At 68.2% G+C, this 13,210-nt stretch carries 10 protein-coding genes; 5 read left to right on the forward strand and 5 right to left on the reverse strand.

The features are described 5' to 3' along the window. Positions 1-14: 14 nt before the first annotated feature. Positions 15-1,808, reverse strand: a complete 1,794-nt coding sequence (locus AC3ENO_RS04660; RefSeq protein WP_434969455.1) for a glycoside hydrolase family 15 protein — start codon at positions 1,806-1,808, stop codon at positions 15-17. Positions 1,809-1,930: 122 nt separating this feature from the next. Here AC3ENO_RS04660 and AC3ENO_RS04665 point away from each other — a divergent pair, with 122 nt between their 5' ends. Then, complete coding sequence (locus AC3ENO_RS04665) at positions 1,931-3,304, forward strand: glucose-6-phosphate dehydrogenase (RefSeq protein ID WP_434969456.1); 1,374 nt, start codon at positions 1,931-1,933, stop codon at positions 3,302-3,304. A gap of 10 nt (positions 3,305-3,314) precedes the next feature. Here the strand turns inward: AC3ENO_RS04665 and rraA are convergent, their stop codons facing one another. Then, entirely contained in the window at positions 3,315-3,782 is a 468-nt protein-coding gene (gene rraA, locus AC3ENO_RS04670; protein ID WP_434969457.1) for a ribonuclease E activity regulator RraA, read from the reverse strand. Between the two features lie 117 nt (positions 3,783-3,899). On the opposite strand from rraA, the gene AC3ENO_RS04675 reads away from it, so the two are divergent. Further along, on the forward strand, positions 3,900-4,727 hold the full coding sequence (locus tag AC3ENO_RS04675) for an LLM class F420-dependent oxidoreductase (protein WP_434969458.1): 828 nt from the start codon (positions 3,900-3,902) through the stop codon (positions 4,725-4,727). Between the two features lie 3 nt (positions 4,728-4,730). Here AC3ENO_RS04675 and AC3ENO_RS04680 read toward each other — a convergent pair whose 3' ends face one another. Next, the gene (locus AC3ENO_RS04680) at positions 4,731-6,944 is read right to left on the reverse strand and encodes an ATP-dependent Clp protease ATP-binding subunit (protein ID WP_434969459.1); all 2,214 of its coding nucleotides are present in this window, start codon (positions 6,942-6,944) and stop codon (positions 4,731-4,733) included. Positions 6,945-7,119: 175 nt separating this feature from the next. On the opposite strand from AC3ENO_RS04680, the gene AC3ENO_RS04685 reads away from it, so the two are divergent. Next, positions 7,120-8,355, forward strand: a complete 1,236-nt coding sequence (locus AC3ENO_RS04685; RefSeq protein WP_434969460.1) for a DUF2254 domain-containing protein — start codon at positions 7,120-7,122, stop codon at positions 8,353-8,355. Positions 8,356-8,397: 42 nt separating this feature from the next. On the opposite strand, the gene AC3ENO_RS04690 is transcribed toward AC3ENO_RS04685, so the two are convergent. After that, the gene (locus tag AC3ENO_RS04690) at positions 8,398-8,898 is read right to left on the reverse strand and encodes a hypothetical protein (protein ID WP_434969461.1); all 501 of its coding nucleotides are present in this window, start codon (positions 8,896-8,898) and stop codon (positions 8,398-8,400) included. A gap of 271 nt (positions 8,899-9,169) precedes the next feature. Here AC3ENO_RS04690 and AC3ENO_RS04695 point away from each other — a divergent pair, with 271 nt between their 5' ends. Together AC3ENO_RS04695 and AC3ENO_RS04700 are read left to right on the forward strand one after the other, a co-directional pair. After that, on the forward strand, positions 9,170-10,288 hold the full coding sequence (locus AC3ENO_RS04695; RefSeq protein WP_434969462.1) for an ABC transporter permease: 1,119 nt from the start codon (positions 9,170-9,172) through the stop codon (positions 10,286-10,288). Further along, entirely contained in the window at positions 10,285-12,081 is a 1,797-nt protein-coding gene (locus tag AC3ENO_RS04700) for an ATP-binding cassette domain-containing protein (RefSeq protein WP_434969463.1), read from the forward strand. Before AC3ENO_RS04695 ends, AC3ENO_RS04700 begins: the two co-directional genes overlap by 4 nt. 9 nt (positions 12,082-12,090) lie before the next feature. On the opposite strand, the gene AC3ENO_RS04705 is transcribed toward AC3ENO_RS04700, so the two are convergent. Next, positions 12,091-13,068 (reverse strand): GlxA family transcriptional regulator, encoded by a 978-nt coding sequence (locus tag AC3ENO_RS04705; RefSeq protein ID WP_434969464.1) that lies wholly within the window; start codon positions 13,066-13,068, stop codon positions 12,091-12,093. Positions 13,069-13,210 lie beyond the last annotated feature (142 nt).

The following is a 13,210-nucleotide window of genomic DNA, read 5'->3' on the forward strand; positions in this document are numbered from 1 at the left end:
CGCGGCGCCGCCCGCTACTGCCGGTCGGCGGCGCGGCCGTGGTGACCCGCGAGGGCGTCCGCCGCTCGGACCAGCGCGAGGTGTGACAGCGCCTGCGGCGTGTTGCCCGCCTGCCGCCCACCCTGCACGTCGTACTCCTCTGAGAGCAACCCGACATCGTTCGCGAAGCCGCACAGGCGCGTCATGAGGGCCATCGCGTCATCGACGCGGCCGCTGTTGGCGTACTGCTCGACGAGCCAGAACGAGCAGGCCAGGAACGGATGCTCCGTGCCGGCCAGTCCGTCGACGCCGCTCGAGGTGCGGTACCGGTGCAGCAGGCCGTCGACCATGAGCGTGCGCTCCATCTCGGCGACAGTCCCCAGCATGCGCGGATCATCGTGGGCGACGTAGCCCACCTGCGCGAGAAGCAGCAGCGACGCATCCACCTCGGTCGAGCCGTAGTGCTGCACGAAGTGGCCGCGCTGAGCGTCGTACCCGTGGGCATCGATCTCCTCCCGCATCCGGTCGCGCAGCGCCGCCCACTTCTCCGCGTCGCCGGGCAGGCCGAAGTCGCGCACCGCGCGGACCCCGCGGTCGAAGGCGGCCCAGATCATGACGCGCGAGTGAGTGAACTTCTGCGGCTCCCCGCGGATCTCCCAGATCCCGTTGTCGGGTTTGTCGAGGTGGCGTTCGGCGAACGCGAGCATCGCCTTCTGCAGCGCCCACGAGAAGTCGGTCTCCTCCACCCCCGCGACCCGGGCAGCCTCCAGCGCGACCATCACCTCGCCGATGACATCGCCCTGGTACTGGTGCGACGCGCCGTTGCCGATCCGGACCGGTGCTGCACCCTGGTATCCCGGCAGCGAGGTCAGTTCGCGCTCGGCGAGGTCGCGTTCGCCGGCCAGCCCGTACATGATCTGCAGGTCCTTGGGGTCCCCGGCGATGGCCCGCAGCAGCCACTGCCGCCACCGGGCCGTCACCCGAAGGAATCCGTGGGAGATGAGCGCCTCGATCGTCAGCGCCGCATCGCGCAGCCACACGTACCGGTAATCCCAATTGCGCACACCCCCGAAGTCCTCGGGCAGCGAGGTCGTGGCTGCCGCGACGATCCCGCCGGTGTCCTCGTGGGTCAGCGCGCGCAGCACCATGAGCGAGCGCACGACCTCGTCCTCGAACGGTCCGTCGTGGTCGACGCGACCGGCCCAGTCCCGCCACCACGAGCGCGTGTGCTCCAGCATCCGATCGACGTCCGCCGGTTCGGGCGTCTCGAGGTGCGAGGGGAACCAGTTCAGAGTGAGGTCGGCGCCGCCGCCCTCCTCGACCGTGAGCGTGCCGCGGTGCGCGTGATCGGCGGCGTTCATCTCCACGCCGCGCACGAGCACGGCATCGGGACCGGCGATCGCCAGCAGCGCGGGGGTCACGTGACTGCCCACCTGCCGGACCCACGGCAGCGCGCGGGCGTAGTCGAACCGCATCCGCAGCTCGCTGGTGAACTCCACGCGACCCGAGATCCCCTCGATGCGGCGGACCAGCTCGACCCGGCCGCCGTCGATCGGCATGAACTCCCGCACCTCTGCGACACCGGTCGAGGTCTCCCAGCGGTTCACGAGCACGAAGGTGTCGTCCTCGTAGAACCTGGTCACCGTTGCGTCGGGGTCGGAGGCCCGCACCGTCCAGTGGCCGTGCTTCTGTTCGCCGAGCAGAGCGCCGAAGATCGACGGCGAGTCGTACCTCGGCAGGCACAGCCAGTCGATGCTCCCCTCCCGGGAGACGAGTGCCGCCGTGCGGCAGTTGCTCAGTATCGCGTAGTCCTCGATCGGGGCAGCCATGCCCCTGATTCTGTCAGGCAGGGATGCTGCTGCCGCCGTGGCAGCGAACATTCGGGCTCTCTCGGAGCGAGGATTCACCAGATCCTGGTCCGCGATTCATCCGGCGTCGATAGGGTGGCGGCATGGCCGACCAGACGACGACCCTCCTGATCCTCGGCGCCTCGGGCGATCTGACCTCTCGCCTCTTGCTCCCCGCGCTCGGGCAGCTCCTGACCCGCCAGCCACACCGCAGGGTGCGCCTTCGCGGTGCCGGCATGGATGACTGGACCGACGCGCACTGGCAGCAAGTCGTGCGCGAGGCGTTCGCGTCCAGCGACTCCGACGAGGCTTTCGCGAAGGTCGCCGAGACGACCTACACGAAAGCCGACATCACGGCGCCCGAAGACCTCACCTCGTTGCTCCGCGAAACGGAAGGACGCATCGCGCTCTACTTCGCGGTGCCACCGGCGATCGCCGCCAAGGCGTGCGAGTCGCTGTCGGCCGTGGAGCTTCCGCCGGGCCTCATCCTCGCGCTCGAGAAGCCGTTCGGCAGCGACGCGGCCAGCGCGCATGTCCTCAATGAGAAGCTCGCCGCCCTCGTGCCGGAGAGCCAGGTGTTCCGCGTCGACCACTTCCTCGGACGCTCGATGTCGCTCAACATCATCGGTGCGCGGTTCGCGAACCGCATCCTCGAGCCGGTGTGGTCGGCCGAGCACATCGAGTCGATCGACATCACCTACGACGAGAAGCTGGGACTGGAGGGCCGGGCAGGCTACTACGACAGGGCCGGCGCGCTGCGGGACATGATCCAAAGTCACCTCCTGCAGCTCATGGCGCTCGTGACGATGGAGCCTCCTGCGACACTGGGCGAGCAGGATCTGCGCGGCGCGACCACCTCTGCGCTTCTTGCCACCCGGATCTGGGGCGACGATCCCGTCGCGTCGTCCCGGCGGGGCCGGTACACCGCGGGGACGATCGATGGCCGCGAGCTTCCGAATTACGTGGACGAGCCGGGGGTCGTGCCCGACCGCAACACCGAGACGCTCGCCGAGGTCGTGCTCGAAGTCCGCAACGCCCGGTGGGCCGGGGTTCCCATCACGATGCGTTCAGGCAAGGCCATCGGTGATCCGGTGAAGGAGATCCTCATCCGGTTCCGCCCTGTCAGGCACCTGCCCGACGGATTCACCGGTGCCACGAGGGGCTCTCGGCTGCGCTTCACGCTGGGGCCGGACCGGATGTCGATCGGACTCAACGTCAATGGCGCCGACGACCCGTTCGCGCTCACGTGGGCCAAGCTCAGTGCGGACCTCGGGGAGGGCGCGCTGCTGGCGTACGCCGAAGTGCTCTCCGAGATCCTCGACGGCGATCCGACGCTGTCGGTGCGGGGAGATGCGGCGGAGCAGTGCTGGCGCATCGTGCAGCCGGTGCTCGATGCCTGGGCCGCAGGCGAGGTCCCGCTGCAGGACTATGCTGCAGGGTCGCACGGGCCGGAGGGCTGGCCCGACCACGACTACTGAGTCGCGGTCCTCACCGTTCCACGAGGATGCCGTCGACGTCGGCGTACACGTGCTTACCGGGGGTGAACACGACACCGCCGATCTCGACGGGAACGTCGACCGCGCCGGCACCGTCCTTCGCGCTCTTGCGCGGGTTGGATCCGAGAGCCTTGAGCCCGATCGGCAGCGTCCCGATCGCGGCGCGGTCCCGGATCGCCCCGTACACGATGATCCCGGCCCACCCGTTGTCGACCGCGGATGCGGCGATGAGATCACCGACCAGCGCCGACTCCAGCGATCCCCCACCGTCGATCACGAGGACGGCACCGTCACCCGGAGTCGCCAGGGTAGCCTTCACGAGCGCGTTGTCGCGGTGGCACTGCACCGTGCGGATCGGACCGTCGAAGGCGTCGGTGCCGCCGATGTCCTGGAATTGGATGCCGAGCGAGTCCAACTGGTCCCCGCGTTCGTCATAGAGATCCGCCGTGGCGATGGTCATGCCTTGACGCTACTCGCGCCGCCCGAGCCGCGACGCGACGCCTCGTGTGAACATCCCGCGGAGTTCCGGGATGAGCAAGTCTGAGCCCCCGCGCCGGGCACGGACGATACTCGAGGGATGACGACTCATCCCGCAGACCATCGGCCCGTCCGCGTCGGTGTGCAGCTGGCGCCCCAGCACGCCCCCTACACCCGGATACGTGATGCCATCCTTCGCGCCGAGGACATGGGGGTCGACGCGATCTTCAATTGGGACCACTTCTTCCCTCTTACGGAACCGCTGGAAGCCGAACACTTCGAGGCCTGGACGATGCTCGCCTCGATCGCCGAACTCACTGAGCGCGTCGAGTTCGGCCCCCTCGTCAACTGCAGCTCGTATCGAAATCCCGACCTGCAGGCCGACATGGCCCGCACCATCGACCACATCAGCGCGAAGGGCGGAACCGGCAGGTTCATCTTCGGCACCGGGTCGGGGTGGGCCGAGAAGGACTACGTCGAATACGGATACGAGTTCGGCACGGTCGGGTCACGCCTTGACGATCTCCGACACGACCTCTCCCGCATCCGTCGCCGATGGGACCTGCTGGACCCCGCGCCCACGCGGGAGATTCCCGTCCTCATCGGCGGCCAGGGAGAACGCAAGACCCTGCGCCTGGTCGCCGAGCACGCCGCCATCTGGCACACCTTCACGCCGATCGAGAAGATCCCTCACAAGATCGAGGTGCTTCATGCCTGGTGCGCGCGGGTGGGCCGCGATCCCGCGGAGATCGAGATCGCGACCGGGTTCACGCCGCGCGGATTCGGCCCGCTCCTCGAAGAGGACAGCCTCGAACGCCTGCACCCGCTGGGGGTGCGGTTCATCATCCCGTCGATCGACGGGCCCGACTATGACCTGTCATCGCTGGGTCCACTGCTGGAGTGGCGAGACCGCATGAACGGGGCCTAGGCGTCAGTCGTCCATGAGCTCGGCCTCGATCACGTCGTCGTCCTCGCCCGGACGCGGCGCGGGAGCCGCCGCCGGTCCCTGACTGGTCAGGACGAGGGCGTCGCCATCGACGGCGACGTCAACGCGAACGATGTCGCCATCGCGCACCTTGCCGGACAGGAGTGCCATCGCGAGGCGGTCCTGGATCTCGGATTGGATGAGACGTCGCAGCGGGCGGGCACCGAACACGGGGTCGTAACCGCGCTCCGCGAGCCACCCCCGGGCATCCGGAGTGACCGCAAGCGTGAGACGCCGCTCGTGCAGTCGGCGCTGCAGATGATCGACCGTGAGCTCAACGATCTGGGCGAGATCGTCCTGCGTGAGCGCCTGGAAGATCACGATGTCATCGAGCCGATTCACGAACTCGGGCTTGAAGGCCTGGCGAACCAGCGCCAGCACCTGCGCGCGCTTCTGGTCGAGCGGGATCGTGGGATCGATGAGAATCGGCGACCCCAGATTGGACGTCAGGATCAGGATCACGTTCGTGAAGTCGACAGTCCGGCCCTGACCGTCGGTGAGCCGACCGTCGTCCATCACCTGGAGCAGGATGTCGAAGACCTCCGGGTGCGCCTTTTCGACCTCGTCGAGCAGGACGACACTGTACGGACGGCGCCGGACCGCCTCGGTGAGCTGCCCTCCCTGTTCGTAGCCGATGTATCCGGGAGGGGCACCGACCAGACGCGCGACCGAGTGCTTCTCGCCGTACTCCGACATGTCGATACGCACCATGGCGTGTTCGTCGTCGAAGAGGAACGCGGCGAGCGCCTTCGCGAGTTCCGTCTTGCCCACGCCTGTGGGTCCGAGGAACAGGAACGAGCCGGTCGGGCGGTTCGGGTCGCTGATACCGGCGCGGGATCGGCGCACGGCATCCGCGACGGCCTTCACCGCCTCCTTCTGCCCGATGAGGCGCTTTCCGAGCTCTGCCTCGAGGTGAACGAGCTTCTCGCTCTCCCCCTGCAGCAAACGGCCGACCGGGATGCCGGTCCAGCCGGCGATGACGGCGGCGATGTCCTCCTCGGTGACCTGCTCGTTCACCATCCGCTCGTCGCTGGGCTCCATGCTCTCGGCCTCGATGATCCCGCGCTCGAGTGCGGGGATCTCGGCGTACAACAGTCGCGAGGCCCGCTCGAGGTCACCCTCGCGCTGCGCGCGCTCCGCCTCGATGCGCGCCGCATCCAGCCGCGTCTTGAGTTCACCGACCCGGTTGAGGATCGACCGTTCCGTCTCCCACTTGGCCTGCAACTCAGAGAGCTTCTCCTGCTCCTGCGCCAAGTCCGCGCGCAGCTTCTCGAGGCGCTCCTGCGAGGCTGCGTCCTTCTCCTTCTTCAGCGCGAGCTCCTCGAGCTTCAGGCGGTCGACGTGTCGGCGCAGTTCGTCGATCTCCAGGGGCGCCGAGTCGATCTCCATCCGGAGTCGGGACGCCGCTTCGTCGATGAGGTCGATGGCTTTGTCGGGCAGCTGCCTGCTCGGGATGTAGCGGTGCGAGAGAGCGGCTGCGGCGATCAGCGCGCTGTCCGAGATCGCGACCTTGTGGTGGGCTTCGTAGCGTTCCTTGAGTCCGCGCAGGATCGCGACCGTGTCCTCGACGTTGGGCTCGCCCACGTACACCTGTTGGAAGCGGCGCTCGAGGGCGGCATCCTTCTCGATGAACTCGCGGTACTCGTTGAGAGTCGTCGCACCGATCATGTGCAGCTCGCCGCGCGCGAGCATCGGCTTGAGCATGTTGGATGCGGCGACCGAACCTTCGCCGCCGCCGGCACCCATCAGCACGTGCAGCTCGTCGATGAACGTGATGATCTGACCCTCGGAGTCGGTGATCTCTTTGAGAACCTTCTTGAGGCGATCCTCGAACTGACCCCGGTACATCGCGCCTGCCACGAGGGCCGAGATGTCCAGCGCGATGAGCTCCTTGCCGCGCAGGCTCTCGGCGACGTCACCGGCGACGATGCGCTGCGCGAGCCCCTCGACGACGGCCGTCTTGCCGACGCCGGGCTCGCCGATGAGCACGGGGTTGTTCTTGGTGCGACGCGTCAGTACCTGACTGATGCGTCGGATCTCGGCGTCCCGCCCGATGACGGGGTCGAGCTTGCCCTGGCGGGCACGGTCGGTGAGGTTGATGCCGAACTGCTCGAGCGCGGTCTGCTGCTCTTCCTGTTCGGCCATCGGCGTGGTCTGCATGATGCCTCCTGTGCGGCGATATCCATGTCGTGCGTGGCGGCGGTCATCCCACCGAAACTCATGTCGACTCAAACTTGAGCCTGTGTGACTCAAGTTTATCACCGCGCACGAGGTTCCGGAAGTGCTCCATAGGTGCAGAGGACGGGATAACGTGGGGACCCATGCGGAGCCCCCGATGACGCACGTACGCGTATTCCTCGCACAGATGACACGTGCGGTGTGGTTCCGAGCCTCGCTGTTCAGCGTCGCCGCGGTCCTCCTGGCTCTGGCGGCGGGGTTCCTCGAGCCGGTCCTGCCGGGTCTCGCCGTGGATCTGGGCCAGGGCTCGGTGGGCGACATCCTGCAAATCCTCGCGAGTTCGATGCTCGCGGTGACGACGTTCTCTCTGACCGCGATGGTCACCGCCTACAGCTCGGCATCGCGCGTGGCGACACCACGCGCCACGCAGCTGCTCGTCGCCGATCCCACATCGCAGAATGTCCTGTCGACCTTCATCGGGGCCTTCGTCTTCTCCATGGTGGGGATCATCGCGCTCTCGACCGAGTACTACGGTGAACAGGGACGCACGATCCTGTTCGCCGGCACGCTCGTGGTCATCGTGATCGTCGTCGTCGTCCTGCTGCGGTGGATCTCCCATCTCGGCTCTTTCGGACGGATGGCCGATGTCATCGACCGGGTCGAATCCGCGGCTCAACGCACGACGGCGCAGTATGCGCATCGCCCGAGCCTCGGCGCACGCACGCAGGACCCCCGAGCGGTGAGGGGTGCGTCGGTCCGCCCTGGTCGCGCCGGCTACGTGACCCACATCGACCTCGGCCGCCTGGAAGCGCTGGCCAAGGCCCGCGAGCTGACGATCCACGTGCGCGCCCTCCCGGGAACGATGGTCGACACGGCCACTCCCCTCGCGCTCGTGGCCGGCACGCTCGATGAGAACGTGCGCTCCAAGGTCGCCAGCGCATTTCACATCGAAGCCCACCGCAGCTACGACCAGGACCCGCGGCTCGGGGTGATCGCGCTCTCCGAGATCGCCAGCCGCGCGCTTTCCCCCGCCACCAATGACCCGGGCACCGCGATCGACGTGCTCGGCGCTCTCGGCCGAGTTTTCGAGAACATGCTGCGGACGGACGCGGACGAGCACACGCCCTATCCTCATGTCACCGTCGAGCCCGTGAGTCTTCGCGACCTCGTCGAGGATGCATTCCGCCCCATCGCGCGTGACGGCGCCGGGGTGATCGAGGTCGGCATCCGGCTGCAGAAGACACTCGCCTCGCTCGCCGATATCGCGGGCCCGCCCCGAGGACGAGCGTTCACGGATGCCGCGGTTGACGCACGTTCCCGAGCGCAGCGCTTGCTGTCGCGAGCGGACGCGGTGTCGCTACGCCGGGCCGCAGCCTCCGCACCCCGGCGCTGAGTCGCACCCTCCGGCGGCGGCTCGCGCCGCGCCGAGCGCCGTTCAGTCGCCGAGGCTCGGGTACAGCGCGCGCAGATGATCGAGAACGTCCGTGGTGATCTCGGTCTGCGACCCGGTCGTTCCCGAGCCGGTCACGGTCACCCAGAGGGGGGAAGCGAACGCGTACACGGTGGTGACGGTGCCGAGGGCGTCGTCACGCTCCCAGGTGTAGGCGGGAGACGTCCCGATCAGCGAGCCGGTGAAGGTGCTCGAACCGAGGGCCGTCGTGAGTGTGTCCCGCGATGCCTGGGGAAGGGCGGCGACGACGACCGTGAAGGCGCCATCACTCTGCGGGATCCCCCAGATGCAGCCGATCCGCTGGGTGGCCTCCGTCAGCGCGGTCTCCGCGACGGGCCCCGCCATGATCCCGGTGAACTCTCCGGGTCCGAGTTCCGCGATGAACTGAGCGTCCGCACCGAAGTTGGACTGGGCTATCGCGAGGTCCAGCAGGTCGGTGCACGCAAGCGCCTCGAGATCGATTTCCGCTGCGGGCGGCTCGGTCATCGGCGGCCCATCCGAGGTCGCGTCGGGCGATGGCGAGGACGTGGCGGATGCTGATGCGGACGGCGTCGGATCCGACTCACCCGCCGGTGTGCACCCGAGGAGAGCAGCACTCAACACGGCGACCGGCGCCCACAGCAGAAATCGCGACGCAGCCATGTGCCCCCCACCGCTCGACATGGCCAGAGTGTATCGGAGGGGGATTCTCGGCAGAGGTCTCGTTGCGCGATCGTTGCCTCTTGCGCAAATTCAACGTGCGTTGAATTATGTACTCATGCGCGCTGTGATGCTCAAGGAGTTCCAGGAACTGGGACGCGACCGACGTACGCTGGCCCTTCTCATCGGGATGCCCCTCCTGCTGCTGGTCATCTTCGGATACGCGGCGAACTTCACCGTCGAGACGTTGCGCGTCACGATCGTCGGGGCGGATGCTGATCAGATTCAGACCCTCATCGAGGAGAACGACGACCTCAGCGATCACCTCGAGGTCGTCTCGACAGACACCGCGGAGGACGAGGCAGACGCACAGGCCGCACTCGTTGACCGCGACGCAGACGTCGCCATCTACGCGGACGGCGGCGATACGGTCACGGTCTTCATCGACGGCTCGAATCTGTTCGCCGCACAGTCCGCTCAGCTGCTGTTCGCACAGGTCGCCCAGCAGCTCAGCGCGCAGGCGCCCGTCGAGACCGGGCAGGGTCAGCAGGCATCCGCGCCGACGATTGAGACGGAGGTCTTGTTCAACCCCGACCTGAAGACCTCGTGGGTGATGGTGCCGGCCATCATCGGCCTCATCCTGACCTTCATCGGAACCATCATCACGAGCATCGGACTGGTCCGGGAACGGGAGGCGGGCACCCTGGATCAACTCGCTGTCATGCCTCTGAAAGCCAGCGGGGTCGTGTTGGGCAAGATCACGCCGTACTTCCTGCTCGCGAGCTTCGACATGGCAGTGATCACCGCGCTCGGGATGTGGCTCTTCGGGGTCCCCTTCGTCGGCAACCCTGTGATCTTCATCGTCGGGGCGGGGCTCTTCCTGTTCGTCGTGCTGGGGCTGGGAGTGCTCATCTCCTCGGTCTCGCAGACCTCCGGCCAGGCGATCCAGCTGGCGATGATGACGCTGCTCCCCCAGATTCTGCTGTCGGGCATGATCTTTCCGCTCGACGCGATGGCAGCCGGTGTGCGGTGGATCGGCTACCTGCTTCCCCTCACCTACTTCACGATCATCTCGCAGGGAGTGATGCTGCGCGGCGCCGGCTGGGAAGCGCTCTGGGTACCGCTCCTGATCCTGGCCGTGATGGCGGTGGCCATCTTCGGACTTGCCGTCATGCGCCTGCACGCGAGCATCGCACCCGCCAGACCCCGGCGCCGCGACCGGGCGGGTGCGCGATGAGCGCAGCGTCGGGCTCCCCCGCCGGCCCCCCGACACGACTGTCGCCCCGCGAGGGTTCATTGGGGCTGGATGCCGTGACTGTGCGCTTCGGCGAGCTCGCGGCGCTCGATGGCGTCACTCTCGAGGTGCCACGAGGTGAGGTGACAGCGGTCGTCGGCGGCGACGGCGCCGGGAAGTCGACGCTGCTGCGGGTACTGGCGCACCGTGTCGTGCCGCTGAGCGGGACGGTCCGATCGGTTCCGGATCGCGACCTCGGCTATCAACCGTCGACATCCGGGGTTCGCGCGGGCCTCACGGTGGACGAGAACATCGCGTTCGTCGGGCGCTCCTACGGACTGAGCCGCGCCCAGATTCGGGAACGGTCGGAGGAGCTGCTGCACCGAGCTGGGCTGGAACAGGCCCGACACCGTCTCGGCGGAAACCTGTCGGGAGGGATGCGGCAGAAGCTGGGATTCCTCCTGGCGATCCTGCACCGACCCGCGTTGGTGCTCCTCGACGAGCCGAGCACGGGCGTCGATCCGGTCAGTCGGGTCGAGCTGTGGCGCCTGATCTCCGAGACCGCGGCCGACCGCGCTGCGGTGCTCATGGCGACGACCTACCTCGATGAGGCCCAGCGCGCCACGGGCGTCGTCGCGCTCGACGCCGGCCACGTGATCGCCGAGGGGACCCCGGAGCAGATCATCGCGGCGGTACCGGGGTCGGTTCAGCTCGTCGATGATGCCGCGCCACCATCGTCACGCTCCTGGCGCCGTGGTCGGGCTCGACACGAGTGGACGCCCACCCCACCGCCCTCGAGCGGACGCCTCGTAGAGTGCGACCTCGAGGACGCCCTCATCGCCGACACGCTGGCACGCCACGCGGAAAGTGGCGGGGCAGAAGGGTCCGGATCCGAGACGGCCGCCGCTGCCGCCTCCGTGGTCGCAGCGGTCCGGCGGGAGCCAGGTGAGGTGATCGCTCGGGCCGAGAGCGTCACGCGCCGCTTCGGCGGCCACCGCGCCGTCGACGAGGTGTCGATCGAGGTGCGCGCGGGCGAGATCGTGGGCCTCATCGGCGCGAACGGCGCGGGCAAGACGACGCTCATCCGCACGCTGATCGGACTCGACAGGCCCGACGAAGGCCGGGTCGAGTTGTTCGGCGCAGCGCCGTCGGCACGTTCGCGCCCCCGCCTCGGCTACGTCCCGCAGGGCCTCGGCCTGTATCGGTCGCTCAGCGTCGACCAGAACGTCGCTTTCACCTCCCGCGTCTATCGGTCGCCCCGAGCCGACCTCCCGACCTCACTCGCGGCAGTCCGTCGCGACACTGTTTCGCAGATCGGCCTCGGCCGCCAGCGGCAACTCGCGTTCACGCTCGCGCTCAGCCACGATCCCGAGCTTCTGGTGCTCGACGAGCCCACCTCCGGAGTCGACCCGCTGGCGCGCGCCCGATTGTGGGACATCATCCACGACCAGGCGGCGTCGGGCCGAGGCATCCTCGTGACCACGCACTACCTGCAGGAGGCCGAGCAGTGCACCCGGCTGGTCCTGCTCTCACGGGGACGGCTGCTCGGCAGCGGCTCCGTCGAGGACCTGACGGCGCAGACTCCCGCTGTCGTGGTGCGGTGCGAAAACTGGCAGCGGGCCTTCGCCGCTCTCGGTGACGCCGGCTTGCCCGTCATGCTCTCCGGGCGCGACATCCGCGTCGCAGGACACGCCGTCAGCGAGATCCGCGCTGCGCTCGGCGGTCTGGATGCGACGGTCCAGACGGTGCCGCCGACGCTCGAGGAGACGATGATCCTGCTCGATCGCGCCCGGTAGCGCAGGGTGTCACCCGGTCGATGGGAGATCCGCCGCCACCGACCGGAACCGGGCCCGGTAGGCGGTGGGCGTGATCCCGAGAACCCGGGCGAAGTTCTGGCGCAGCACCGCCGCCGAACCGAAACCGCTCTCCCACGCGATGCGGTCCAGACCCAGGTCAGTCCGCTCCAGAAGCCGCTGAGCGTGGATGATCCGCTGCCGGGCCAGCCAGGCGGCCGGGGTTGCACCGAGGTCTGCCTTGAACCGGCGCGCGAAGGTGCGCGGCGACATGTGTGCCCGCGCAGCGAGTTGCTCCACGGAGAGGTCGGCACGCAGGTTCTCGAGCATCCAGTCGGTGACGGGCGCAAGCGAGTGGGACGCCGCGACCGGGAGCGGCTTGTCGATGAACTGGGCCTGCCCACCGTCGCGTTGCGGAGGGACGACCATCCTTCGGGCGATGCGATTGGTCGCCTCGGCGCCGAGCTCTTGGCGCAGCAGATGCAGGCACGCATCGAGCCCCGCGGCGGTTCCGGCGCTCGTGATGATCCGGCCGTCCTGCACGTAGAGGACGTCGGGGTCGACGGCGATCTGCGGGTACATCCGCGCCATGGCGTCGGCGTACATCCAGTGGGTCGTCGCTCGCCGCCCGTCCAGCACGCCCGCGGCTGCCAGCACGAACGAGCCGCTGCACACGCTGAGAAGCCATGCGCCGCGCGCTGCAGCCCGCCGGATCACCCCCGACACACGCTCGTCCGGCTCGTCCCACTTGGCTCGCGGGACCGGTGTCACGACGACGAGGTCGGCCGACTCGGCAAACGTGAGGTCCTCGTCGACAGTGATCGAGAATCCCAGGTTGCTCGGCACGAGGCCGGGCTCGGCCGCCACGATGCGGAAGTCGAACCCCCGGATGCCGTCGTTGGAACGATCGAGCCCGAAGGCCTCGCAGGCCAGCCCGAACTCGAAGGGCGCGAAGCCCGGTTGCACGATGGTGGCGACGGTACGGATCACTGATCCCCGATTCTCGACGACCCCGCCGTCGATGGCATGAATCCTACGAATGAGGCGCATTCCGCCACTGGTGGCGCGAATAACACGATCATAGCGTTTCTGACATGCTGATTCTGCTTCTCCTGTCGGGACTCGCACTCTG

The organism is Microbacterium sp. bgisy207, assembly GCF_057706855.1.